Origin of the sequence: Novosphingobium organovorum (assembly GCF_022832435.1) — a bacterium.
GTDB classification, from domain to species: Bacteria; Pseudomonadota; Alphaproteobacteria; order Sphingomonadales; family Sphingomonadaceae; genus Novosphingobium; species Novosphingobium organovorum.
Genome location: NZ_JALHLF010000062.1, coordinates 1 through 22,337, shown reverse-complemented (window position 1 = coordinate 22,337; position 22,337 = coordinate 1). Strand labels below are relative to the sequence as shown.

Annotated in this window: 31 protein-coding genes and 1 pseudogene; 17 read left to right on the top strand and 15 right to left on the bottom strand. The window is 67.0% G+C overall.

Annotation, left to right across the window (positions count from 1 at the left end):
* From MTR62_RS14195 to pspF, 9 genes and pseudogenes are all read right to left on the bottom strand, one after another.
* Window positions 1-234 (bottom strand): translation initiation factor IF-2 associated domain-containing protein (locus MTR62_RS14195; protein ID WP_244022008.1); only part of this gene is annotated, 234 nt, incomplete at its 3' end.
* Between the two features lie 24 nt (window positions 235-258).
* Window positions 259-1,011 carry a DUF448 domain-containing protein gene (locus tag MTR62_RS14190; protein WP_244022007.1) on the bottom strand — a complete coding sequence of 251 codons (753 nt, stop codon included), beginning with the start codon at window positions 1,009-1,011 and terminating at the stop codon, window positions 259-261.
* The gene (nusA, locus tag MTR62_RS14185; RefSeq protein ID WP_244022006.1) at window positions 992-2,635 is read right to left on the bottom strand and encodes a transcription termination factor NusA; all 1,644 of its coding nucleotides are present in this window, start codon (window positions 2,633-2,635) and stop codon (window positions 992-994) included. Before nusA ends, MTR62_RS14190 begins: the two co-directional genes overlap by 20 nt.
* 179 nt (window positions 2,636-2,814) lie before the next feature.
* Window positions 2,815-3,357, bottom strand: a pseudogene (locus tag MTR62_RS14180) (ribosome maturation factor); the annotation flags it as partial.
* Window positions 3,358-3,830: 473 nt separating this feature from the next.
* Window positions 3,831-4,274 (bottom strand): JAB domain-containing protein, encoded by a 444-nt coding sequence (locus tag MTR62_RS14175; RefSeq protein ID WP_268739866.1) that lies wholly within the window; start codon window positions 4,272-4,274, stop codon window positions 3,831-3,833.
* 32 nt (window positions 4,275-4,306) lie between these two features.
* A complete protein-coding gene (locus MTR62_RS14170) occupies window positions 4,307-4,801 on the bottom strand; it encodes a hypothetical protein (protein WP_244022004.1) in 495 nt (164 codons plus the stop codon).
* Between the two features lie 27 nt (window positions 4,802-4,828).
* On the bottom strand, window positions 4,829-5,167 hold the full coding sequence (locus MTR62_RS14165; protein ID WP_244022003.1) for a hypothetical protein: 339 nt from the start codon (window positions 5,165-5,167) through the stop codon (window positions 4,829-4,831).
* Between the two features lie 71 nt (window positions 5,168-5,238).
* Window positions 5,239-5,769 (bottom strand): LuxR C-terminal-related transcriptional regulator, encoded by a 531-nt coding sequence (locus tag MTR62_RS14160; protein ID WP_244022002.1) that lies wholly within the window; start codon window positions 5,767-5,769, stop codon window positions 5,239-5,241.
* Window positions 5,770-6,024: 255 nt separating this feature from the next.
* Entirely contained in the window at window positions 6,025-7,116 is a 1,092-nt protein-coding gene (gene pspF / locus MTR62_RS14155; protein WP_244022000.1) for a phage shock protein operon transcriptional activator, read from the bottom strand.
* A 149-nt stretch (window positions 7,117-7,265) separates the two neighbouring features.
* On the opposite strand from pspF, the gene MTR62_RS14150 reads away from it, so the two are divergent.
* From MTR62_RS14150 to MTR62_RS14120, 7 genes are all read left to right on the top strand, one after another.
* Complete coding sequence (locus tag MTR62_RS14150) at window positions 7,266-7,487, top strand: hypothetical protein (RefSeq protein WP_244021991.1); 222 nt, start codon at window positions 7,266-7,268, stop codon at window positions 7,485-7,487.
* Entirely contained in the window at window positions 7,484-8,323 is an 840-nt protein-coding gene (gene pspA / locus MTR62_RS14145) for a phage shock protein PspA (RefSeq protein ID WP_244021989.1), read from the top strand. The genes MTR62_RS14150 and pspA overlap by 4 nt, the downstream gene beginning before the upstream one ends.
* 137 nt (window positions 8,324-8,460) lie before the next feature.
* Window positions 8,461-8,847 carry a PspC domain-containing protein gene (locus MTR62_RS14140; protein WP_244021987.1) on the top strand — a complete coding sequence of 129 codons (387 nt, stop codon included), beginning with the start codon at window positions 8,461-8,463 and terminating at the stop codon, window positions 8,845-8,847.
* A gap of 148 nt (window positions 8,848-8,995) precedes the next feature.
* Window positions 8,996-9,289: a hypothetical protein gene (locus MTR62_RS14135; protein ID WP_244021985.1), complete on the top strand. Its 294-nt coding sequence runs from the start codon at window positions 8,996-8,998 to the stop codon at window positions 9,287-9,289.
* A gap of 12 nt (window positions 9,290-9,301) precedes the next feature.
* Window positions 9,302-9,661: a hypothetical protein gene (locus MTR62_RS14130; protein ID WP_244021983.1), complete on the top strand. Its 360-nt coding sequence runs from the start codon at window positions 9,302-9,304 to the stop codon at window positions 9,659-9,661.
* Window positions 9,658-9,960 carry a hypothetical protein gene (locus MTR62_RS14125; protein WP_244021981.1) on the top strand — a complete coding sequence of 101 codons (303 nt, stop codon included), beginning with the start codon at window positions 9,658-9,660 and terminating at the stop codon, window positions 9,958-9,960. The genes MTR62_RS14130 and MTR62_RS14125 overlap by 4 nt, the downstream gene beginning before the upstream one ends.
* 10 nt (window positions 9,961-9,970) lie before the next feature.
* Window positions 9,971-10,225, top strand: coding sequence for a hypothetical protein (locus MTR62_RS14120; RefSeq protein ID WP_244021979.1), 255 nt, complete (start codon window positions 9,971-9,973; stop codon window positions 10,223-10,225).
* A gap of 53 nt (window positions 10,226-10,278) precedes the next feature.
* Here MTR62_RS14120 and MTR62_RS14115 read toward each other — a convergent pair whose 3' ends face one another.
* Window positions 10,279-10,458, bottom strand: coding sequence for a hypothetical protein (locus tag MTR62_RS14115; RefSeq protein ID WP_244021976.1), 180 nt, complete (start codon window positions 10,456-10,458; stop codon window positions 10,279-10,281).
* A 57-nt stretch (window positions 10,459-10,515) separates the two neighbouring features.
* Entirely contained in the window at window positions 10,516-12,600 is a 2,085-nt protein-coding gene (locus MTR62_RS14110; RefSeq protein WP_244021975.1) for an NAD(+) synthase, read from the bottom strand.
* Window positions 12,601-12,679: 79 nt separating this feature from the next.
* On the opposite strand from MTR62_RS14110, the gene MTR62_RS14105 reads away from it, so the two are divergent.
* Window positions 12,680-13,090 carry a SufE family protein gene (locus MTR62_RS14105; protein ID WP_244021973.1) on the top strand — a complete coding sequence of 137 codons (411 nt, stop codon included), beginning with the start codon at window positions 12,680-12,682 and terminating at the stop codon, window positions 13,088-13,090.
* Between the two features lie 3 nt (window positions 13,091-13,093).
* Window positions 13,094-13,453 (top strand): YbaN family protein, encoded by a 360-nt coding sequence (locus MTR62_RS14100; protein WP_244021971.1) that lies wholly within the window; start codon window positions 13,094-13,096, stop codon window positions 13,451-13,453.
* A gap of 22 nt (window positions 13,454-13,475) precedes the next feature.
* Here the strand turns inward: MTR62_RS14100 and MTR62_RS14095 are convergent, their stop codons facing one another.
* Window positions 13,476-14,438 carry a formate/nitrite transporter family protein gene (locus MTR62_RS14095; protein WP_244021969.1) on the bottom strand — a complete coding sequence of 321 codons (963 nt, stop codon included), beginning with the start codon at window positions 14,436-14,438 and terminating at the stop codon, window positions 13,476-13,478.
* A 77-nt stretch (window positions 14,439-14,515) separates the two neighbouring features.
* Window positions 14,516-14,986 carry a sterol desaturase family protein gene (locus MTR62_RS14090; RefSeq protein WP_244022012.1) on the bottom strand — a complete coding sequence of 157 codons (471 nt, stop codon included), beginning with the start codon at window positions 14,984-14,986 and terminating at the stop codon, window positions 14,516-14,518.
* A gap of 267 nt (window positions 14,987-15,253) precedes the next feature.
* Between MTR62_RS14090 and MTR62_RS14085 the strand changes: the two genes are divergently transcribed.
* The 8 genes from MTR62_RS14085 to MTR62_RS14050 all read left to right on the top strand — a co-directional run bounded on the left by MTR62_RS14085 (window position 15,254) and on the right by MTR62_RS14050 (window position 20,321).
* Window positions 15,254-15,517, top strand: a complete 264-nt coding sequence (locus MTR62_RS14085; protein WP_244021967.1) for a hypothetical protein — start codon at window positions 15,254-15,256, stop codon at window positions 15,515-15,517.
* A gap of 124 nt (window positions 15,518-15,641) precedes the next feature.
* A complete protein-coding gene (gene leuC / locus MTR62_RS14080; protein ID WP_244021958.1) occupies window positions 15,642-17,081 on the top strand; it encodes a 3-isopropylmalate dehydratase large subunit in 1,440 nt (479 codons plus the stop codon).
* A 28-nt stretch (window positions 17,082-17,109) separates the two neighbouring features.
* Complete coding sequence (locus MTR62_RS14075; RefSeq protein ID WP_244021956.1) at window positions 17,110-17,277, top strand: hypothetical protein; 168 nt, start codon at window positions 17,110-17,112, stop codon at window positions 17,275-17,277.
* 14 nt (window positions 17,278-17,291) lie between these two features.
* Entirely contained in the window at window positions 17,292-17,894 is a 603-nt protein-coding gene (gene leuD, locus MTR62_RS14070; RefSeq protein WP_244021954.1) for a 3-isopropylmalate dehydratase small subunit, read from the top strand.
* A gap of 159 nt (window positions 17,895-18,053) precedes the next feature.
* Window positions 18,054-18,377, top strand: coding sequence for a DUF1476 domain-containing protein (locus MTR62_RS14065; RefSeq protein ID WP_244021952.1), 324 nt, complete (start codon window positions 18,054-18,056; stop codon window positions 18,375-18,377).
* A 79-nt stretch (window positions 18,378-18,456) separates the two neighbouring features.
* Window positions 18,457-18,690, top strand: a complete 234-nt coding sequence (locus tag MTR62_RS14060; protein WP_244021950.1) for a BolA family protein — start codon at window positions 18,457-18,459, stop codon at window positions 18,688-18,690.
* A 27-nt stretch (window positions 18,691-18,717) separates the two neighbouring features.
* Window positions 18,718-19,047, top strand: a complete 330-nt coding sequence (grxD, locus tag MTR62_RS14055; protein ID WP_244021948.1) for a Grx4 family monothiol glutaredoxin — start codon at window positions 18,718-18,720, stop codon at window positions 19,045-19,047.
* Window positions 19,048-19,508: 461 nt separating this feature from the next.
* Window positions 19,509-20,321: an NUDIX hydrolase gene (locus MTR62_RS14050; RefSeq protein ID WP_244021947.1), complete on the top strand. Its 813-nt coding sequence runs from the start codon at window positions 19,509-19,511 to the stop codon at window positions 20,319-20,321.
* A gap of 17 nt (window positions 20,322-20,338) precedes the next feature.
* Here MTR62_RS14050 and MTR62_RS14045 read toward each other — a convergent pair whose 3' ends face one another.
* Window positions 20,339-20,662 carry a PilZ domain-containing protein gene (locus MTR62_RS14045; RefSeq protein WP_244021945.1) on the bottom strand — a complete coding sequence of 108 codons (324 nt, stop codon included), beginning with the start codon at window positions 20,660-20,662 and terminating at the stop codon, window positions 20,339-20,341.
* A 106-nt stretch (window positions 20,663-20,768) separates the two neighbouring features.
* Window positions 20,769-22,085: a sugar MFS transporter gene (locus tag MTR62_RS14040; RefSeq protein ID WP_407672687.1), complete on the bottom strand. Its 1,317-nt coding sequence runs from the start codon at window positions 22,083-22,085 to the stop codon at window positions 20,769-20,771.
* Between the last annotated feature and the right edge of the window lie 252 nt (window positions 22,086-22,337).

Genomic DNA, 22,337 nt, shown 5'->3' with positions numbered 1-22,337 from the left:
CGGCGTGGGCTCCGCCGGAGCGGGTGCGGCCGGCTTGGGCGCCGGGGCTTCGGCCTTGGTCTCGGCGACCGGCTCGGCGCCGGGCTTGCCGATCACCTTGCGGCGCTTGACTTCGACCACGACCTTGTTGGTGCGGCCGTGGCTGAAGGTCTGCTTGACCTCACCGGCTTCCACGGAACGCTTCAGCCCGAGTGGCTTGCGGCCCAGGGTCGGTTTGTTATCGGTCTCGCTCATAAGTTTCGTCTTGCCCTTCAAATCTCAATTCGTCTGTGCCCGACCGCAGTCGGCTGTCGTCGCGGGCACAGCAGCGCGAGCCGGCCCTTTGCCATCATCCATTCCGGACTCCCCCGAGTCGGGAGGGTCCTGCCCCTGAAAATGCAGGAGTCGCGTCAGCAGTGTGGCGACCCTTTGGGCCGCACCGCGATCGTTAAGCGCCAAGTGCACGACGTTGTCGCGGCCCAATGCCACAGACAGCGCCATGCGGTCCAGTGGCAAGCGTGTCCCCGTCAGTCCCGAGCCTTCGGCGTCGCGCCCGACGCGCCAGGCCTGGTCCAGCTTGCGTGAACCGTCCTCGCGGGCGTCGGCGGCGTGGGCAAGCCAGGCCACCTTCCCCTCGCGGGCGTTCTGCGCGATCCGGTCCGAGCCCATCAGCAGGCGCCCGGCCTTGAGTTCCAGACCCAGGCGTTCGCTCAGCGCACGTTGGAGAGCGGTGTCGATCCGCTCGGCAAGGTCGTCGGGAATGGTCAGCGGCGCGCCCTTGAAGGCACGCGCCATCGCTCCCTTTAGTTTGCCCTTCGCCAGCGCAATTTCAAGGTCCGATCGCGAAACGCCGATCCACGCCCCGCGCCCAGGGGCACGTGCGTGGATATCGGGAAGCACCAGACCGTCGGGCGAGATCGCCAGACGGATGAGCTCGTCGCGCGCGGCTTTGCGGCCGGAGAGGATGCAGGTCCTCTCCGTGCCGGCGCTATCGATGTCGGAGCTTACGCGCTCATTGCGAGGATTCCGCATCGGCGGCCTCCTCGGTTGCGGCGGGCGCTTCTTCGGCGACCGGTTCTTCTTCGTCGAACCAGTGCGCACGCGCGGCCATGATGATTTCGTTGCCCTGCTCTTCGCTCAGGCCGTATTCGCCCAGCACACCGCCCTTGTCCTCGTCGCGGGCGCGGCGGTTGACCGAACCGTCGCGGCGGCGCTGCTCGGAACGCTTCTTGGCGATGAGTTCGTCGGTGGCGAGATCGGCCAGATCGTCGAGCGTCTTGATGCCGGCCTTGCCCAGCACCACCAGCATTCCCTCGTTGAGGTGGGGCAGCGTGGCGAGGTCGTCCTCGACGCCCAGCGCGCGGCGCTGTTCGCGATAGGCATCCTCGCGGCGCTCGAGCGCTTCGTGCGCACGGCTCTGGAGTTCCTCGGCGAGTTCCTCGTCGAAGCCTTCGATCCCGGCCAGTTCGCCCAGTTCGATATAGGCGACTTCCTCCAGCTCGGTGAAGCCTTCGGCGACCAGCAGCTGCGAGAGGGTCTCGTCGACGTCGAGCTCTTCCTCGAACATCTTCGAGCGCTCGGTGAATTCCTTCTGGCGCTTCTCCGAAGCCTCGGCCTCGGTCATGATGTCGATCTGCGAGCCGGTCAGCTGGCTGGCGAGACGCACGTTCTGGCCGCGGCGGCCGATCGCGAGGCTGAGCTGGTCATCGGGCACGACGACCTCGATCCGGCTCTCTTCCTCGTCGATCACGACGCGGCTGACGGTCGCGGGCTGGAGCGCGTTGACGACGAAAGTCGCGGTGTCCTCGCTCCAGGGGATGATGTCGATCTTCTCGCCCTGCAGTTCCTGCACGACGGCCTGCACGCGGCTGCCCTTCATGCCCACGCACGCGCCGACCGGGTCGATCGAGTGGTCGTGGCTGATGACGCCGATCTTGGCGCGCGAACCCGGATCGCGGGCGGCGGCCTTGATCTCGATGATGCCGTCGTAGATCTCGGGCACTTCCTGCGCGAAGAGCTTCTTCATGAAGTCGGGGTGCGCGCGGCTGAGGAAGATTTGCGGCCCACGATTCTGGCGCTCGACACGCAGCACGATGGCGCGCACGCGCTCGCCGACGCGGGCGGCTTCGCGCGGGATCTGCTGGTCGCGGCGGATGACGCCCTCGGCGCGGCCGAGGTTGACGATCACGTGGCCGAATTCGACCGACTTGATCACGCCGGTGATGATCTCGCCCGCGCGGTCCTTGAATTCCTCGTACTGGCGATCACGCTCGGCGTCGCGGACCTTCTGGAAGATCACCTGCTTGGCCGACTGCGCGTCGATACGACCCAGGTCAACGGGCGGCAGCGGATCGACGATGAAGTCGCCGAGCGTGGCGTTCTTGTCGAGCTTCTGGGCCTGCTTGAGATCGACCTGCTTGAAGTAGTCCTCAACCTCTTCGACCACTTCGACGACGCGCCACAGGCGCAAGTCGCCGGTGCGCGGATCGAGCTTGGCGCGGATGTCGTTCTCGGCGCCATAGCGGTTGCGGGCCGACTTCTGGATGGCCTCTTCCATCGCCTCGATGACGATCGTCTTGTCGATCATCTTCTCCGAGGCGACCGCGTTGGCGATCGCGAGCAGCTCTGCACGGTTGGCGGAAATCGCACTGGCCATGGCTTAGTCTTCCTGTTCCTCAAGAATGTCGTCCGCACCGCTGGTGTCGAGCGGGCGGGTGGCTGCGATCAGGCGGTCGGTAAGGACGAGCCTGGCGGAATGAATGTCCCCGAGCGGGAAGGAAACCTTGCCCGACTTGCGATCGTCGAGCGTGACGATCTCGGCGCCGGGCTCCCCTTCGATCCCGACGAGATCGCCGTGGAGCGCCNTGCGATCAGGCGGTCGGTAAGGACGAGCCTGGCGGAATGAATGTCCCCGAGCGGGAAGGAAACCTTGCCCGACTTGCGATCGTCGAGCGTGACGATCTCGGCGCCGGGCTCCCCTTCGATCCCGACGAGATCGCCGTGGAGCGCCTTGCGGTTACCCTCGACCGGCGCAGTCAGATTGACGCGCGCCTCGTGGCCGGCCCAGTTGGCGTAGTCCTTGACGCGGGTCAGCGGGCGGTCGATGCCGGGCGAGCTGACCTCGAGCCGGTAGGCCTCCTCGATCAGCACTTCGCCCGCCTCTTCGAGCGCGTCCATGCGATCCGACACACGGTGCGAGAGCGCCACGCAGTCATCGAGCACGAGCTGGCCGGTGGCCGGACGTTCGGCCATGATCTGGAGCGCGATTTCCTCGTCGCCCACTTCGCTCTTGCCGAACAGCTTCACGCGCACGAGGTCGAAGCCGAGGGCCTTCACCTCGGGCTCGATGACTTCGATGAGACGCGCGATATCGGTCAAGCAAAACTCCGGTACAGATCTGCGATGCGCCTTGCGGCGAATCAGGGGGCGCCCTTGGCGGCGAATCAGAGGCGAATCGCCATCGGGGCAAATCAGGGGACCAAACGCTTGAAGAAACGCGGTTTCGTGCCGGCCCCTGTCCGGCGCCAGCCCGATCCATGTTTCACCAATGTCGGGATGCACGTCCGATAGGCGCATTTGCGCCGCGATGCAAGGGAAACGTCCCACACGACGCAGGGGCCGCGGCGGTCCGGGCCACGCAAGGCCTCACGCCCGAACGCAAAAAGGACGGCGGAGTGCTTCGGGGGCACCCCGCCGCCAAATGAAGGATGGCCTGCCGTCTGACGCCCACCGGCGAGCCGGTGGGCGCCTGACAGACCATCACTCCCCCATGTGCTCCGTCGCGGGTTGGAATCGGGGCGAAACAACCCGACGACGAAGTCGCAAAAACCGTTCGTTTGCGCGCGCCCCTCTCAGGCGGCCGCGCGGCGCCGCCCGCCTTGCGCCCTCCACCGTGCGCAATCGGCGGACGACGCCCTCTCGACACGTATTCCGGCAGGCCCTGCGGATGCCCCGCCAGCCGCCTGCGGCGCCGCGAAGACCGCGTCCGCGCGCATGCTGCACACACGCCGGCCACCCACCACCAGATGATCGACCAGCTCGACATCGAGCACCCGTGCCAGCGCGAGCAGGCCGCGGGTCATGACGATGTCCGCACCACTCGGCGTGGGATCGCCTGAGGGGTGGTTGTGCGCCAGCACGATCACCCTTGCCCCCAGCCGTAGCGCCGGCTCGATCAGCATGCGATAGCGCCCGCCGATCCGGCTCGCTCCGCCCACCAGCACCAGATGCCCCAGATGGCGACCTTCGCGATCGGCGTAGAGCGCCAGCAGAACTTCCTCGCGCCGCGCGCCCAGAACGTCGACCAGCAGACCAGGCAGGGCCCTGCTCAGCAGCCCGATTTGCCCGAGCCCGTCCGCCAGCTCTGCCAGGGATGGTCGACCGCCACGCGCCGCATCCGGCGCCAGTGCGCCAGCGTTCCGGCCAGCAGCACCAGCATCACCACGAAAGTCGGCCCGCCGCGCATCAGCGCATAGACGATCTTGGGAATGCCGATGTCCGCCCACCGCGCGAAGTGCGCGCTCAGGCTGAGCAGTTGCAGACTTGCCGCCCATAGTGGCCACACCCTCCGCGCGTGAAGCGCAATGAACCCGAAGCCCAGCGTGCCGACCAGATCGCTGCAGAATGCCACCGGATCGACCGTGCTGAAACGGCTGGGCAGAAAATACTCGCCGAACGACTGCAGCCCCCACATGGCCAGGATGACCAGGCCGCCCAGGCGCTCGGGCTCGCCCCCCTTCCAGGCCGCAAGGCCCGGACTGACGACGAGAAGAATGAAAAAGGCGGGCAGGAAGGCATGCAGGACGATCGTTTCGTCTCCCATCGCTCGCGCCCCGGCCCGCTGCGGACGTCAGGCGGCGCATTCCGCCGCCGCGCGGCCCGTTTCGGCGGCATCGAGGCTATCCTCGGGGCAGCCCGAGACCGGAATGTCCATGGTCTCGGCCAGCTTCGAAAGATCGGCGTGGGCGCGCACCAGATCGCTGCGCGCAGCCACCAGATTCTGCTGCATCGCCGCGATGCGCATCATCGGGCGCTGCCCGGTGTGGGCGGCCTCGGCGGTGGCGACACGGGCACGGGCCATCTCGGCCAGCAGTTCGCCCGAACGCGCCAGCAGCTCGTCCATGGCGTCTTCGACCGACTTGACCGAGCGGCCGATACGCAAGGTGGCAACTTCAGGAGTCATGGTCATGTCTTCGTCTCCGCAGGCGCCCCGGTTGATCGAGAGAAGGCTTGCACCAGGGGTCTGCGCCTCCGGGTCCGTCAGATCAGGCGCTCGAGCGCATCGGCTACCGCCAGCGATGTGGCCAGGATGATGGCCATCAACATCGTCAGCAGCACGATCGCCACAAGACGCCCCATCCGCCCGAATTTGCGGTCCAAGGCCTCCAGGCCTGCCGGTCCCTCCTCACTGCGAAAGTCTTCGAGCCATTCCGGCAGCCGGCCCAGCGAGACGGTATCGGAAAGGACGAAGTGCGGTTGGTCCGGCATGTCCTGAAGCAGGTTTTCGGGGATTGCCGGCGGATCGTCGACACGGGAAAATCCATATGTGTTTTTTCCACATAGGTCGCGCAGCCGCGCGTAACGGCGCGCGGTTTCCTTGCGGTTGGCGGTCCCCCACTTCTCGCGCACGCCCGCGATACGCTGGTCGACGGTGTTGGGCGCAATCTCCAGGTCGCGCGCAATTTCCTTCGTCGTGCGGTGCAGGACGAGACGGTCGAGCACCTCCACCTGCTTGACGGTCAATCCGTCGAGCAGCGCACGGGCTTGGCTTTCATCGATCTCGACAGGCATGGCTTGGACAGCGCTCGCTCGATGGGACAGGGAACTGACGGCTGGACGATCCCCTGTAGCAAAAAGGCCACGTCTCGGGAATTGCCTCGTGCGCCATGACCGCTTGCGCACGCCCCGTCCACCCCGGCGAGGCGCCCCATTCGCCCAAGGCTCCACAACGCTCGACCAGTTGCCTTGCGGCAACGACCGGCCGACACGCCCCTGCGCACCCCGAAGACGCGAGCCCGAGCCGGGCCGGAGTCCGGGCCCGAATCGTCACGCCCCCGCGCCGGGCCCCAGCGCGTGCTTCTTGAGGCAATGGCGCAGCTGGTCGTAGGTCAGCCCCACGGCCGCGGCGGTGCGCCGCTGGTTCCAGCGATGCGCCTCGAGCGCGGCGAGCAGCAGGGCGCGTTCGTGCGCCTCGACCGCCGCGCGCAAGTCCGCAGGGACCGGCAGCACCTGGTCGACGCCCGGCGGGGACGCGCCCACCGGGCCGCCAGACGACAGGTCGGGAAGCGCGGCGGGCGATGCCGACACCGGCCGGACCGACGCCGCGGGCACCGATGCCGCTCCCGGCGAATCGCCCCGCGCGCTCCATTCGCTGACGAAAGGGTCGAACACCACCACCTCGATCGGCGCCTCGCTGTCGTCCCAGCGGTAGACCGCGCGTTCGACCACGTTGCGCAACTCGCGCACGTTGCCCGGCCAGGCATAGCCTTCCAGTGCGTCGAGCGCGGCGGGCGCGAAGCCCGGCCAGCCCTCCCAGGCCAGTTCGGCCGCCATGCGCCGCCCGTAGTAGTCGGCCAGCTCGAAGACATCGCCCTCACGCGCGCGCAGCGGCGGCAGGGTGATGACCTCGAAGCTCAGCCGGTCGAGCAGGTCGGCCCGAAAGTCTCCGTTGCGCGCCATCGCGGGCAGGTCCGCGTTGGTCGCAGCCACGATCCGCACGTCGACCGTCACCGGGCGCGAGGCGCCGATGCGCGCCACTTCGCCATATTCGATCGCGCGCAGCAGCCGCTCTTGCGCCGCCATCGAGAGATTGCCCAGCTCATCGAGGAACAGCGTGCCGCCGTCGGCCTCCTCGAACCGGCCCGCCCGCGCGCGGGTCGCGCCGGTAAAGGCCCCCGCCTCGTGGCCGAACAGCTCGGCCTCGATCAGCGTTTCGGGCAACGCGGCGCAGTTGAGCGTAATGAGCGGCTGGTCCCAGCGCGGCGAGAGACGGTGAAGGCGCTGGGCGATCAGCTCCTTGCCCGTGCCGCGCTCCCCGATGACGAGCACCGGGCGCCCGATCGGCGCGGCGCGGCTGGTCCGTTCGACCGCGTCGAGAAAGGCCATCGACTGGCCGACGAACTGAACATCGCGATCCATTCCCAATAGTTAGCAAAATTTCCCATTCATTGGCAATTCATCTTTGTCGCTTGCCCGCGATAGCGCCCACAAATGCACGTAAATTGGCCATTCGTTCCATTTGGCACGCCCCCTGCAATGCCTGTCGTCGTTCAGAGAGACACCTTTTCATGAGGAACCACGTCATGCCGCTGCGCCCCGCCAGCCCGGAACGGACCGGGTCCGACTACGAGACCAAGCCCCTGCGTTCGACGCTGGCGCGCACCAGGCTCGACTGGGCCATCATCATCAGCCTGTTCGCCATGGGCGCGCTCAACCTCGTCGCGCTGGCCGACCATATCGGCCCGGCCAAGGCCTACGCCGCAACCGTGTGCGGAGTGCCGCTGGCATGAGCAGGCTCGACGCGGAAATCGAAATTCTCCACAAGGACGCGCCCGCCGCGCACGGTCCGGATCGCCAGCGCGGCTATCGCCCCGCCAACGACTTCGACGCCCCGCACGCGCACCGCACGTTTCGCCCGAGCACACCAAAAGGACACCTCAGCATGGGTATCTTCTCCCGCACCCGCGACATCATCGCCGCCAATTTCACCGACATGCTCGACAAGGCGGAAGACCCGGCCAAGATGATTCGCCTCATCATCCTGGAAATGGAGGAGACCCTGGTCGAAGTGCGCACCAGCTCGGCGCGCACCATCGCCGACCAGAAGGAGCTCAAGCGCCACGTCGACAAGCTCGACAAGCTCCAGGCCGACTGGGCCGACAAGGCGCAGCTCGCGCTCAGCAAGGACCGCGAGGATCTTGCCCGCGCTGCCCTGCTGGAAAAGAAGAAGGCGGCCGACATGGCCGACCAGCTGCGCGAGGAAGTGGCCGTGCTCGACGATTCGCTGCGCGCCTACGAAGCCGACATCGAGAAGCTGCAGACCCGCCTGCGCGAAGCCCGCAGCCGCCAGAGCGCGATCGCCGCGCGGCTCAAGAGCGCGGAGAACCGGGTCAAGCTGCGCACGCTGCTGTCGAACGAACGCGTCGACGAAGCGCTCGCCCGCTTCGACCAGCTCGAACGCCGGGTCGATTACGCCGAAGGCCGCGCCGAAGCGATGAGCCTGGGCGATGCCCGCCAGCCGACGCTCGCCGATGAAATCGCAGCGCTCGCCGATGGCGACTCGATCGAGGCCGAACTGGCCGCGATGAAGAAGTCGATGGGCGAGGATCGCTCCACCGGGCAGTAACCCGATCAACCACGGGCCAGGGCGCGCCGCTCCCGGAACGCGCGCCGGCCCATGCAACACCCCTCGCCAGAGGGGAGAGGTCCGGGGGCGCAGGGCTCATCCCCTGCACGGACAACCCAAGAGAGGGGACCAGTACAGTGTCACGCGGCCATTTCTATCTCGACAAGTCGAACGCCAAGCTTGCCGGCGTGTGCGCCGGTATCGCCGACTACACCGATGTCGACGCGCTGTGGATCCGGCTGGGGGCGGTCATGCTCCTGCTGCTCGGCTTTCCGATCGTCATCGCCATCTACATCGCCGTCGCGCTGATCGCCGACAAGCGCCCGATGAGCGGCTACAGCGCGCAGGAAGAAGAACGCCTGCTGCGCCGGGTCGAGCGGCGCCGCGCGCGCAAGGCGGGCGTTGGCCGCAGCGAGCGCCTGCACGGCGAACTGAGCGACATCGACCGGCGCGTGGCCGACATGGAAGCGCACTATTCGAATTCGAACGCGCGCCTCGCCGCCGAAATCGAGAGCCTGCGCTAGAGCATTTTCCCGTCAGGTGGAATCACCTGACGGTTCAGAAAATGCGTCAAAACAAAATTCCAGAGCGGTAGATCTGATGCAGTCTGATCGAAAACCGCTCTAAGCTACCTCTCCCATCCCATCCAAGGGCACGACAGGGACAAAGACCATGGATCACGGTACACTCGCGCTCCTCATTCCGCTCGCCCCTTTCCTGATCGCAGGGCTGGCCATCTGGACCAAGCATCAGCGCCGGCTCGCCGAACTGCAGCTGCACGATACCGCCGAAAAGGCCGCCCAATACGCCTCGAACGCGCGCGAGCTCGAAGAGCGCGTGCGCGTGCTCGAGCGGATCATCACCGATGGCGGCTACGACACCGCGCTGCAGATCGAGGCGCTGCGCGACCAGCGTAGCGTCGAACGCCAGCACCAGCCGCCAGCACCCGATCCAACCGTCAACTAAGGAGCGCGCGCGATGAGCATCGATCCTGGAATGATCGCCGATCTGGCGCCCGTGATCCTGGGAAGCTGCCTGGTCATCACCGTCGGCTGGATCTTCAACAACTGGCTGCGCATGCGCCACGGCTATCCGCTGGAAAACTCCTGGGGCAAGAGCATCTACCCCAGGGACAACGGCGAGGCGCAGGCGCGCGTGCAGCTGCTGACCCAGGAAAACGCCGAGCTACGCGCCGAGATGAGCGCCGCCAAGGATCGCCTCGCGGCGATCGAGCGGATCGTCACCGACCAGGGCTACGACGTTGCCCGCCAGATCGAATCGCTGCGCGAGGCGCGCGCGATCGCCACCGAGCTGCGCCTCGAGGAAACCCGCCAATGAGCTTTGGAGATTTCATGGGCCTGTGCGCCGTGATGAGCGCCCTGGTCGCGATGGTGGGCATCCTGGCGGGCGCCTACAAGCGCCGGCTGGCCTTTCTCGAGCGCAAGCTCGAACTCGCGGCGGGCACACTCCCTGTCGCCGAAGCCAAGTCCGAGCTTGAAAAGCGCGTGCGGGTGCTCGAAAGAATAGCCACGCAGGGCGCCCAGGCGGACGACATCGCCCTGCAGATCGAAGCGCTGCGCGCAGGGGAACCGCCTGCCATCGCTTCAGGACGGCCGCTGGAGGTGACTGCACAGTGAGGTTCGAACAATGAGTTTCTGGACGGCCGTCGTCGTCATCTTCATCGTCGGCTGCGTGACGTTCCTGCGCGCCAAGCGGCTGCATCTGCCCGGTGGCGATTCGCAGCGCGGCATCGCGCGACTGGGCCGCGGCGACCCGCACGAAAAAGAGCTCGAGGACGAGATCGCGCGGCTGCGCGAGCGGATCAACGTGCTCGAACGCATCGCCACCGACGAACGGCGCGGCAAGGATCTCGCCAAGGAAATCGACGCGCTGCGCGACTGAGGCCGTTCACAACGGGCGCGGAAGGACGCCTTCCAGCGTTTTCGAGCGGCCTTTCAGCGCCTGGGCTCGATGCCCTTGCCGGCAAAGGCAAGCACCGCTGCGGCGATGTGCAAGGGCGTCGGCGCGCGCGGGCCCGACGGCGCCTTGAGCCCGGTATAGACGAACACCGAAAACGCCGCGAGCGCCCCGAAACCAATCTTGTGGCGCAGCACCGCGCGCAGAAACTGGACCATCTTCACCCCCTGGAGCACCTCGGGCCGAGGCCCTAGGCGACGCCGGTTTCGAAGTGCTTAAGGCTCTGATTTAAAGGGCACACGCGCGTCGAGCTCGGCGAGCCAGAGATCGGCACGGGCATCGCTGGGCGCGCGCCAGTCGCCGCGCGGGCTGAGCGCTCCGCCCGAGGAAACCTTGGGCCCGTTAGGAATGGCCGAACGCTTGAACTGGCTGAAGGCGAAGAAGCGGCGCAGGAACTTCTCCAGCCACGAACGGATCACCGCCAGATCGTAAGCCACCTTGCGATCGGCGGGAAAATCCGCGGGCCAGCCGCCCGCCTGCGCATCGTGCCAGGCGTGCCAGGCGAGGAAGGCGACCTTGGAGGGTTTCTGTCCGAAGCGCATGACGTGGTGCACGAAGAAATCGTTGAGCGCGTAAGGCCCGATCTTCTCCTCGGTGCTCTGGATCGCGCCGTCGGCGCCTGCCGGCACCAGTTCGGGCGAGATTTCGGTATCGAGGATCGCCAGCAGCACGGCGCCGGTGTCACCTGCGAAGTCCGCGCCCAGCGCGCACCAGCGGATGAGGTACTGGATCAGCGTCTTGGGCACACCCGCATTGACCGCATAGTGGCTCATCTGGTCGCCCACGCCATAAGTACACCACCCCAGCGCCAGCTCCGACAGATCGCCCGTACCCAGCACGAAGCCGCCATGCTGGCTCGCGAGGCGGAACAGATAGTCGGTGCGCAGGCCCGCCTGCACGTTCTCGAACGTCACGTCGTAGACCGGCTCACCCTCGGCGAAGGCGTGGCCGATGTCCTCCAGCATGCGCGTGGCGGCGGGGCGGATGTCGATTTCGCCGGCGGTGATGCCAAGCGCCGTCATCAGCTTCCAGGCGTTCGACTTGGTGCCCTCGCTCGTCGCGAAGCCGGGCATGGTGTAACCGCGGATGAACGTGCGCGGCAGGCCCAGCCGGTCGCACGCGCGCGCGCCGACGATCAGCGCGTGGGTCGAATCGAGCCCGCCCGAAACCCCGATCACCAGCGATCTGGCGCCGCTCGATTCGATCCGGCGCATGAGCCCGTCGACCTGGATGTTGAACGCCTCAAAGCAGTCCGCATCGAGCTTCTCGGCCCGGTCGGGCACGAAGGGAAAGCGGCTGACCGCACGGGCAAGGCCGATGTCCCCACGCGCCGGGGCATGGCGGAAGAGCACCGTGCGGAAGCTCTCCTCGGGGCAGCCCGCGAGTTCGGCGGCGTCGGCGAAGGTGGGCAGGCGCAAGCGGTCGGCCAGCAGGCGCTCGCAATCGATGTCGGCCACGCACAGCTGCGGTTCGAGCGAAAAACGCTCCGATTCGCCAAGGCATTCGCCCAGCTCGTAGATCACCCCCTGCCCGTCCCAGGCGAGGTCGGTCGTGCTCTCGCCATGCCCCGCCGCGCAGTAGACATAGGCCGAGGAGGTGCGCGAGGATTGCGAACGGCACAGCGCGTGGCGCTCGTCCGACTTGCCGATGACGATGTTCGAGGCCGACAGGTTGCACAAGATCACCGCCCCTGCGAGCGCGCCGAGCGTGCTGGGGGGCGTGGGCGCCCAGACATCCTCGCAGATTTCCGCGCAGAAGCGGAAATGGGGCAGCACCTCGGAGGCGAACACCAGATCGACCCCGAACGGCACGGTATGCCCGCCCACGGTGATGGTCGCACCGCGCACGCTCTTGCCACTGGCGAACCAGCGCTTTTCGTAGAACTCGCGGTAGTTGGGCAGGAACGACTTGGGCACCACGCCGAGCAGGCGGCCATGCGCGATCACCAGCGCGCAGTTGTAGAGGCTGGCGCCCTTGACCAGCGCCGCGCCGACCAGCAGCACCGGAGACAGGCCCGCACTCGCCGCCACGATCTCTCCCACGGCGGCTTCCACCGCGCCGATCAGCGCGCCTTGCAGGTGCAGGTCGTCGATCGCGTAAGAGGACAGGCACAGCTCGGGAAACACCAGCAGGTCGACATGCGCCTCGTGCGCGCGGCGCGCCTCGGCCAGGATCTGATCGCGGTTGTAGGCGACGTCGGCGGGCCGCACGCGCGGGGTCGAGGTCGCCACCCGCACGAAACCGTGTTCGTGCATGGCGAAGAAGGGGTGGCTGCGGGGGGTGGCGGGTTGGGCGCTCATGGATTTTTCCCTGACACAGAAGGGCGCGTGCTGGCAATCACCCCTTGTCCTTGCAGGCGCGCGGGCTAAATGAAACCCCATGCGCAGCCTTGACGACATCCGCGAAGAGTACGAGTTCCTCGATGGCGACGAACGCTACCGCCTGCTGATCGAGCTGGGCCGCGAACTCGACCCCATGCCCGACGCGCTCAAGACCGACGCGACCAAAGTGCGCGGCTGTTCGGCCTCGGTCTGGGTCTATCCCATGGCTCAGGATGACGGCACGCTGCATTTCCTGGCCGACAGCAACGCCGCGATCACCAAGGGCATCGTCGCGCTGGTCATCGCCGCCGTGCAGGACAAGCCCGCCGCCGATGTCGCGGCGAGCGACATCCCCGCCGCGCTCGACCCGTTCGATCTCAAGAACCAGCTCTCCTCGAACCGCACCCAGGGCGTTCCCAACATGATCGCGCTGATCCGGGAAACCGCCGCGCGCTACGCCGCCGGATAGCCCGTGAAGCGGGTCAAGCGCTCGATCTGGCTGATCGGCGGCCTCTTGGGCGTCGCGCTCGGCACGATCGGCATCTTCCTGCCGGTGATGCCCACGGTCGTGTTCTACCTGCTGGCGGCCTGGTGCTTTTCCAAGAGCCACCCCGAATGGGCCGAACGGCTCTACAACCACCCCAAGCACGGCGAGCACTTGCGCGCCTGGCGCGACCGGCGCGCGATCAGCCGCAAGGGCAAGATCGCGGCCATCACCGCGATGACCTGTTCGGTGCCGTTCACCTGGCTTGTCGCGGGCTTTCCCATCGCCTTCATCCCGCTCGGCGTGCTGGCGGTGATCGGCCCTTGGATCTGGACCCGCGCGGAATAAGCCGCATCAACGCCTTCACACGTCAAATCTCGGCGTGAATCTGACCATAGGCGAGCATCGCGAAGAGGCCCGTCCCGCCGATCACGTTGCCCGCAAAGGTGGGCACGAGATAGCCCGTGAAGGCCTCGAGGATACCCATCTGCCCGTTGATGACGAGGAGAAACATCTCGGTCGATCCGGCGATGACGTGGGTGAAGCCGCCAGCCGCGATCAGCGCGGTGAACAGCAGGATCACCCAGATCTCGAACCCCTTGGAGCTGGGCAGCATCCACACCAGAGCGGCGATGAAGAAGCCCGCCGGGATCGCCTTGACCAGCGCGGTTAGGCCCACCGAATGCGCGGCGTGCTGCGAAACCTCGAGCATCGCCTGGACGCCCGGCGCAACCTGCCCGTCCGCCCCGGTCGACATCACGATGACGAAGAAGGCGGTGAGGAAGGTGCCGATGAAATTGGCCGAGAGCACGATCGCCCAGAGCCGCGCCGACTGGCCAAGCTTGCCCCAGCTGGGTTCGGACAGCATCGGCAGGACCACGCTCAGCGTGTTCTCGGTGAACAGCTGGAGGCGCGAGAGGATCACCAGCACGAACCCCACAGCGTACCCCAGGCTCGAGACCAGCCAGCGATTGGGGCTGCCTTCAAGCGCGCCATAGAGCAGCGCCTGCGCGAAGACCGAGGTCGAAATCCCGATCCCCGCCGCGATCCCCGACCACCACAGCGACGAGGTCGGCCGGCGCAGTTCCTCCTCGCCCTCGCTGCGGATGATCGAGAACACGGTCAGCGCGGTCAGCCGGCTGTGCGCCGAGACGCGGCGCTGCTCGCGCCGGGTCAGGGTGGAATTGCCGCTTTCGATCTCGCGCTGGGTGTTCTCGCGCTCGGCCTTCTGTTCGGCCTTGCGCTGTTCCTCGGCGCGTTGCTCCTCGCTGAGCACCTCGTCGACGAGGGGCCGCGAGGCCACGCCGTCCGTTTCGCCCGCCGTATCGATCACCTGCTCGGTCTCCTTGAAGATCAGGGACCTTTCAACTCGCGAAACCGGGCGCGGTTGCCGCCGGGCGCCTTCCCCGCCTAGTCCTGCACCGCCTCACGCACCCGCGCCTTGCCCTGTTCGCGTTGACGGGCCAGTTCGCGTTTCAGTTTCGCCGGATCGCGCGCGATCACGAAACCGAAGCTCACCCCGCCTTCCTTGCCGATCGTCGCGTGGTGCAGCTTGTGCGCCTGGACCAGCCGCTTGGCGTAGCCGCGCTTGGGCACCCAGCGGAAATAGCGCTGATGGACCAGCCCATCGTGGACGAGGGTATAGACGATACCGTAGACCAGGATGCCGAGCCCGATCCAGGTGCCCGGCCACCAGGCGCTCGCGCCCAGCACCAGCGGGGAACCCAGCGCGAACATGGAAACGCTCATCGCCGCCCCGACCAGCGCAAAGAGATCGTTCTTTTCAAGCACCCTGTCGTGCGGCTCATGGTGGTCGCGGTGCCAGGCCCAGCCAAAGCCATGCATGACGTACTTGTGGCTCGACCAGGCGACCAGCTCCATCGCGGCCGCGCTGGCAAAAACGATCAGGAAGGGGATGAACAGGCTCACCGCCCCGTCTTAGCGTGCATGCCCGCCGCTGTCAGCGCTCGATCGCGCGTCCTTGGCGGGGGGCCCGCACCCACTCCGGGCGCTTGCTACAACATGTTACAAAGAAACAAGATCGTGCGACTTATGATTTCACCCGCGTTCATCTAGAGCGGCCTAGTTCTGAACGCACGGGAACCCCTCCCAACGTCACGCAACTTGTAGAAGAAACAGGACCTTATCATGAAGACTCTCGCCCGCATCCTCGCCCCCGCGCTGGCTCTCTCGCTCGGCCTTGGCGCCACGCTGCCCGCGATGGCCGCGCCCACCCCGACTCACTCGGCAAGCGCGCACGCCACGACCCCGGCCAAGAAGACCGTCACCAAGAAGGTCGTGAAGAAGACTCCGGCCAAGAAGACGACCACCAAGAAGGCCGTGGCCAAGAAGACCGTCACGAAGAAGACTGGCACCAAGCCGAGCGCGAAGCCCACCCAGCACAAGCGCTGAGCGGATAACCATCGGGCAGGCGACACAAAATATCGCGTATCGCGCACCCGTTGGACGAAACAGACCGAACGGCGCGCTCGAACGGCTTGAATTGCCCGCCGAGCGCGCCTAATCGCGTCGCATCATGACCAAACAGCCGCGCACGCTCTACCAGAAGATCTGGGACGCCCACGTCGTCGACACCCGCGACGACGGCACCTGCCTCATCTACATCGACCGTCACATCGTCCACGAAGTGACCAGCCCGCAGGCCTTCGAAGCCCTGCGCGTGAGCGGTCGCAAGGTGCGCCGGCCCGACCTTCACATCGCCGTGCCCGACCACAACGTGCCCACCACCGCGCGGCGCGACGCCAACGGCAAGCGCATTCCCATCGCCGACCCACAGAGCGCGCAGCAACTCGACATGCTCGAGCGCAACGCCCCCGAATTCGGCATCCGCTACATCGGCGACGCCGACCGCGAGCAGGGCATCGTCCACGTCATCGGCCCCGAACAGGGCTTCTCGCTGCCCGGCGCGACGATCGTGTGCGGTGACAGCCACACCGCCTGCAACGGCGGGCTGGGCGCGCTGGCCTTCGGCATCGGCACCAGCGAGGTCGAGCATGTCATGGCGACGCAGACCCTGCTGCTCAAGCAGTCCAAGACCTTCCAGGTCAACGTCGAGGGTACGCTGGGCGCGGGCGTCTCGCCCAAGGACGTGATCCTGCACATCATCGGCGTGATCGGCACCGCGGGCGGCACCGGCTACGTCATCGAATACACCGGCAACGTGTTCCGCGAAATGTCGATCGAAGGCCGCCTGACGGTGTGCAACATGTCGATCGAGGGCGGTGCGCGCGCGGGTCTCGTCGCGCCCGACGAGACCACCTTCGCCTACGTCAAGGGCCGCCCCTACGCGCCCGTAGGCGCCGATTGGGACAAGGCCGTCGCCTGGTGGCAGAGCCTCGCCAGCGATCCGGGCGCGACCTATGACAAGAGCGTCCACATCCGCGCCGAGGACATCCAGCCCACCGTCACCTGGGGCACCAGCCCCGAGGACACCGCCCCGATCGGCGGCGTGGTTCCCGCGCCCGAGGACTTTGCCGACGCCTCCAAGCGCGACGCGGTAAAGCACAGCCTTGACTATATGGGCCTGACCCCGGGCACCCGGCTCACCGACATCGCGGTGGAGAACGTGTTCATCGGCTCGTGCACCAACAGCCGCATCGAGGACATCCGCGCCGCCGCCGCGATTCTCAAGGGCCGCAAGAAGGCGCCGGGCGTCAAGTGGGCGATCGTCGTGCCCGGCTCGGGTCTGGTCAAGGAACAGGCCGAGGCCGAAGGGCTCGACAAGATCATCATTGAGGCGGGCCTCGAATGGCGCGAGCCGGGCTGCTCGGCGTGCCTGGCGATGAACCCCGACAAGGTTCCCTCGGGCGAACGCTGCGCCTCGACCAGCAACCGCAACTTCACCGGCCGCCAGGGTCCGGGCGCGCGCACCCACCTCGTCAGCCCGGCGATGGCCGCCGCCGCCGCAGTGACCGGCCACCTGACCGACGTGCGCACGCTTTCCGAAAATTCCTGATCCCGGGCCTGACACAAGAGAGACGACCATGACCGACGACAAGGACACCTCGCTGGCCGGACGCGCGGCTCTCGCCGCCGGCGCCGCCATCGGCTCGGCCGCGATCGCCGCAGCGCTGCTCTTCGTCAAGCGCCGCAAGTCGCGCGCCGAGAAGAACGCCCCGACGCGCCCCGAACGCGCGCACGAGACCGACTGAGAAGAAGACCCGACATGACCCCGATTTCGCAAGTTTCCGGCAAGGCCTATCCCTTCGGCCGCAAGAACGTCGACACCGACGTCATCATCCCGGCGCACTGGCTCAAGACGGTGACGCGCGACGGGCTGGGCAAGGGGTGCCTCGAATCGGTCAAGAAGGAGCCGGGCAACGTCTTCACCGACCCCGCCTTCGCAGGCGCCCCGATCCTTATCGCTGGCGACAACTTCGGCTGTGGGTCGAGCCGCGAACACGCCGCCTGGGCCTTGCTCGACATGGGTGTGACCTGCGTGATCGCACCCAGCTTCTCGGACATCTTCTCAGGCAACGCGTTCAAGAACGGCATCCTGACCGTGGCCCTGCCCCAGGACGCGATCGATCGGCTGCTGGAAGTCGCGAAAACCGACCCGATCAGTATCGACCTTGAACATCAAACGGTTACGACCCCGTTCCAGGACCGTTTCCTGTTCGAGATCGATCCTTTCCGCAAGCATTGCCTGCTCAACGGGCTCGACGAGGTGGGCCTCACACTGGCGCAGGACGCCACCATTTCGGCCTACGAAGCGCGCACCGGCGAGACCATGCCTTTCCTTGCGCATCCCACGCGCCACACCGCCTGATCCCGCCCTCGCGCGGGGGCATCGCCCTTGCGCGCGGAGGCCGCAGCGCGCAAACGGGATTGAACACCGGGCCAGCCCGGCTTATCGGCTATGGCAACAGCCCATGGCGCCGCCCCTTCGCGGTCGGCCCCGCAGGCTCCATTTTTCCGGGGTTAGGCAATGAAGAGTTTCAACGATCCGGGGTCCGCGCCCAAGACCCAGGCCGAACAGGAAGCCGAAACGCAGTTTCGCATCCAGGCCCGCCGCAACCGCCTCGTCGGCGAATGGGCCGCCGCGCGCATGGGCCTGTCCGATGCCGAGACCGAGGCTTACGCCAAGTCCGTGGTCCAGGCCGACTTCGAGGAAGCCGGTGACGAAGACGTCATCCGCAAGCTCCTTGGCGACATCACCGCCGCTGGTGTCGACACCAGCGAGGGCGAAGTGCGCGCCGCGCTCGACGCCAAGCAGGTCGAGGCCCGCCGCGCCTTCCTCGGCACCGCCTGAGCCGCACCCCGGCCAGCGCCCTTTCAGGCCGACCGGACGTTCAAGTCCGGCGGCCCCATGACCTTCAGGAGAAGCAAGAATGGCGATGCCCGCCAGCGAGATCGAGCGCCTCATCAAGGACGCCCTGCCCGGCAGCGAGGTGACCATCACCGACCTTGCCGGTGACGGCGACCACTACGCCGCGCATGTCGTCGCCCCGCAGTTCGCGGGCAAGATGCGCGTGGCCCAGCACAAGATGGTCTACGAAGCGCTCGGCGGGCGCATGGGCGGCGAACTCCATGCCTTGCAACTGACCACCGCCATTCCCAACTGACGCCCATACGCATTTAAGGATCAGCAAATGTCCGACGTTAACGCCCGCATTGGCGAACTTGTGAAGTCCAACGACGTGGTCCTCTTCATGAAGGGCACCCCGCTTTTCCCGCAGTGCGGCTTTTCGAGCCGTGCGGTGGCCATTCTCGACCATCTGGGCGTGGCTTACGAATCGGTCGATGTGCTGCAGGACCAGGAAATCCGTCAGGGCATCAAGGCCTTCTCCGACTGGCCCACGATCCCCCAGCTCTACATCAAGGGTGAGTTCGTCGGCGGCAGCGACATCATGATGGAAATGTACGAGGCCGGTGAGCTTCAGCAGCTCGTCACCGAAGCGGGAATCGCGCCGCAGGCCTGATCCGGCCTGCCCATCGCAGTCCCTTGCAAAGGGCCCCGACCGGCAACGATCGCGGGCCCTTTTTGCCGTTCTGCCCGCCAGACAGCCGCCACAACCCGCGATGCGCACAAACGCGATGCGGCGCAGCGCACGGCAGAACGATGGATTGAGGGAGCGGTGCGCCGATGCGCTCAGGGCTTACCGGGCCGGTCTCGGGGAGGCAGGACCGGAACGCCTTGGCGCGCAGGTCCTGCCTCTAACGAGACTGCTCTCAGGTACGCGAGAGAGTAAGCATGGAGCGTGCCAGATCGCTCAAACCCTGCAAAATTCGTGAATCGTCCGGCGCAAGTGATACCCTTGGCGACACCATGTGTAAGCTCTGCCGACACCCTGACCCGATCCGCCCCTGACCTCCCAACCCCTGTCCCGCGCGCCATTGTCTCTTGCCTGCCGCTGCCGCGCCGCGCAAACAGGCCCCCACGATGACCAGGCCCACTTTCCCGATCTCCCCGCCCAGCGACGAAGCCATGGCCGACGATGGCCCCCAGGTCATCCCTGCGGCGACCGTCGTGGTCTTTCGGGACAACCCCCGGCCCGGCGCGCCCCCGCAACTCCTCCTGCTCGAACGCGCCGCAACGATGCGCTTTGCCGCAGGCGCTGCGGTCTTTCCCGGTGGCCGGGTCGATCCCGCCGATCGCGCGCTTGCCGCCCACCTCTTGCCCGACATGCCGATCGAGATGAGCGCCGCGCGCATCGCCGCGATCCGCGAGACGCTCGAGGAGACCGGGCTGCTCGTCGCGGGCTGCGCCCCGCTCGATCCGCAGGCGGTGCGCGAGGGGCGCGCGCGACTGCTCGAAACCGGCGCGCTGGCCCCGGTGCTCGAGTGCATGGGCTGGCAACTCGCACCCGAACGCCTGGCCTTCTTCGCGCACTGGTGCCCGTGGCAGGACAAGGCTTTCGACACGCGCTTCTTCCTTGCCAACCTGGGCACCGGGCAGGTCGAGATCGCGGTCGATGCGACCGAGAACACGCGGCTGTTCTGGGCCAGCGCGTCCGAGGCGCTGGCCATGGCCGAACGCGGGGAGATCGCGGTGATCTTTCCCACCTTGCGCAATCTGGAGCGCCTGGCGCGTTTTGCCAGCCATGAAGAGGCGCTGGCGGACCTGGCAAGGCGTGCCGTGCGCCGCATCCACCCGGTGATCGACAAGCGCGCCGACGGGCCCTGGCTGACGATCCCCGACGACCAGGGGTATCCGGTCACCGCACAACCGCTCGCCACCGCGCGGCGCGGCTGATCGCGCGGAATTCGGGTTCAGGCCCGGCGGTATTCGATGCGCGCGGCGTGTTGCAGCGCCAGATGGTCGACGACCGGGCCGTACATCGGGCGGTCGAACTCGATCCCGGCAAAGTCACCGCTGATCCAGCGCACCACCCCGCTGAAGGCTTCGAGCCCGCTCGGCCGCAGAATCAGCCGCGCGCCGACCTTGAGGAACAGCCCGGCCAGCTGCAGGCAGCACCCTTCGGCTGAAATGTCGAAGATCTCGCCCGAATCGCGCAGGCCACTCTGGGTGCGGCACTGCACCGCCATCGAGACCGGCTTGCGCACCGAGCGACGGGGGATGATCGGGCGGTTCATGCGCGCAAATCTACCGGGCATTGTTTGAAGGTTTGTTAACCCCACGCGCGCGCGCCGGCGCCGGAACAGATCGCCCCGGCGCCGCGGCCGTCACCGGCCGGCCCGTTCAGGCCGGCTTGCGCGCGTAGAGCCCGAAGCCCGCGATCACCGCGTAGCACAGCGCGGGCAGCGCCAGCGCGATCGACAGGTTGCCCCCGGTGGCATCGGCCAGCGCCCCGGTCGCCACCGGAATGATCGCCCCGCCGCAGATCGCCACGTTGATGATCCCCGAGCCATCGGCCGCGCGCGTCCCCAGCTTTTCACACGCAAGGCTGAAGATGGTCGGGAACATCACCGAGTTCATCAGGCCCACCGCGAGCAGGCTGTAGGCCGCGACAGGCCCGCCCGAATGGGTCGACACCGCAATCAGCACCAGCGCGGCCAGCGCGTTGAAGGTCAGCACCTTGCCCGGACTGAACATCCGCAGCACCGCCGAGCCGATGAACCGGCCGACCATCGCCCCGCCCCAGTAGACGCTGATGAGCTTGCCCGCGCTCGCCTCGGGCAGCGCGAGGACGTGATCCTGCATGACGTAGCTTACGATCAACGAACCGATCGTCACCTCGGCCCCGACGTAAAGGAAGATGCACAACGCGCCATAGCCAAAGCGCATGCGCCTCAGCAGGTCGAGCCCGAGGCGTTCGAACAGACTGTGGTGCCCGCGCGTCTCGTGCCGCTCGGCGGGCAGACGGTTGCGGAACAGCCAGACCGCCAGCGCAACGAACGCCAGCGCCACCGCGACGCCGAGATAGCCGTGGACGATCGCCCGGCTTTCCTCGCGCCGGTAGGTGTCAAGCGCCACGCCGCTCAACTCGCTTGCCGAAACATGCGCGAGACTGCCCAGGATGAGGATCGAGCCGCCCATCGGAAACAGCGTGGTGCCCAGCGAATTGAAGGCCTGCGCGAAGGTCAGGCGCGAGCTGGTGGTCTTGCGCGGGCCGAGCAGGCTGATCAGCGGGTTGGAGACCACCTGGACGATCACCACGCCCGCCGCGAGCACGAAATAAGCAGCGAGGAACAGCGGGTAATAGGCCGTCTGCGAGGCCGGGATGAAGGCCAGGCAGCCCACGATCATGACCACGAGCCCCGCCACCGCGCCGCGCATGTAGCCCAGCTTGCGCACCAGCATCGCGCCGGGAATGCCGATCACCGCATAGGCGGTGAAGAAGCAGAACTGCACCAGCATCGCCTCGGTGTAGCTGAGCGTGAACAGCTCCTTGAGCTTGGGAATGATGACGTCGTTGAGGCTGGTGATGCCGCCGAAGATGAAGAACAGCGCGAACACGAAGTAGCGCAGCTCGGGCGCGTCGACGTGGCCGCCGGGCACTTCCTCGCCGTTCCCGTCCGGATCGGTGCTGCTGGTCGTATCGATCATTGCGGCCATTGGCGTTGCTCTCCCCGGTCATGGCTTTTCGTATGGCCAGCCGTGTGCTGGATTTCGTGCCAAAGAGCAAGGCGGCGCGGCGCCAAACGGTTCACCGCGCGGGCAAAATTTCACGCCGACAGATCAGTCCTGCGCGCCCGCCTCCCGCCCGAGCACGATCGCGACGCGCAAGCCCGGCGCGGCGTCGGCGAGTTCGACCCGCCCCTCGTGCAGGTGCGCGACGGCCTGGACGAGCGAAAGCCCCAGCCCCGC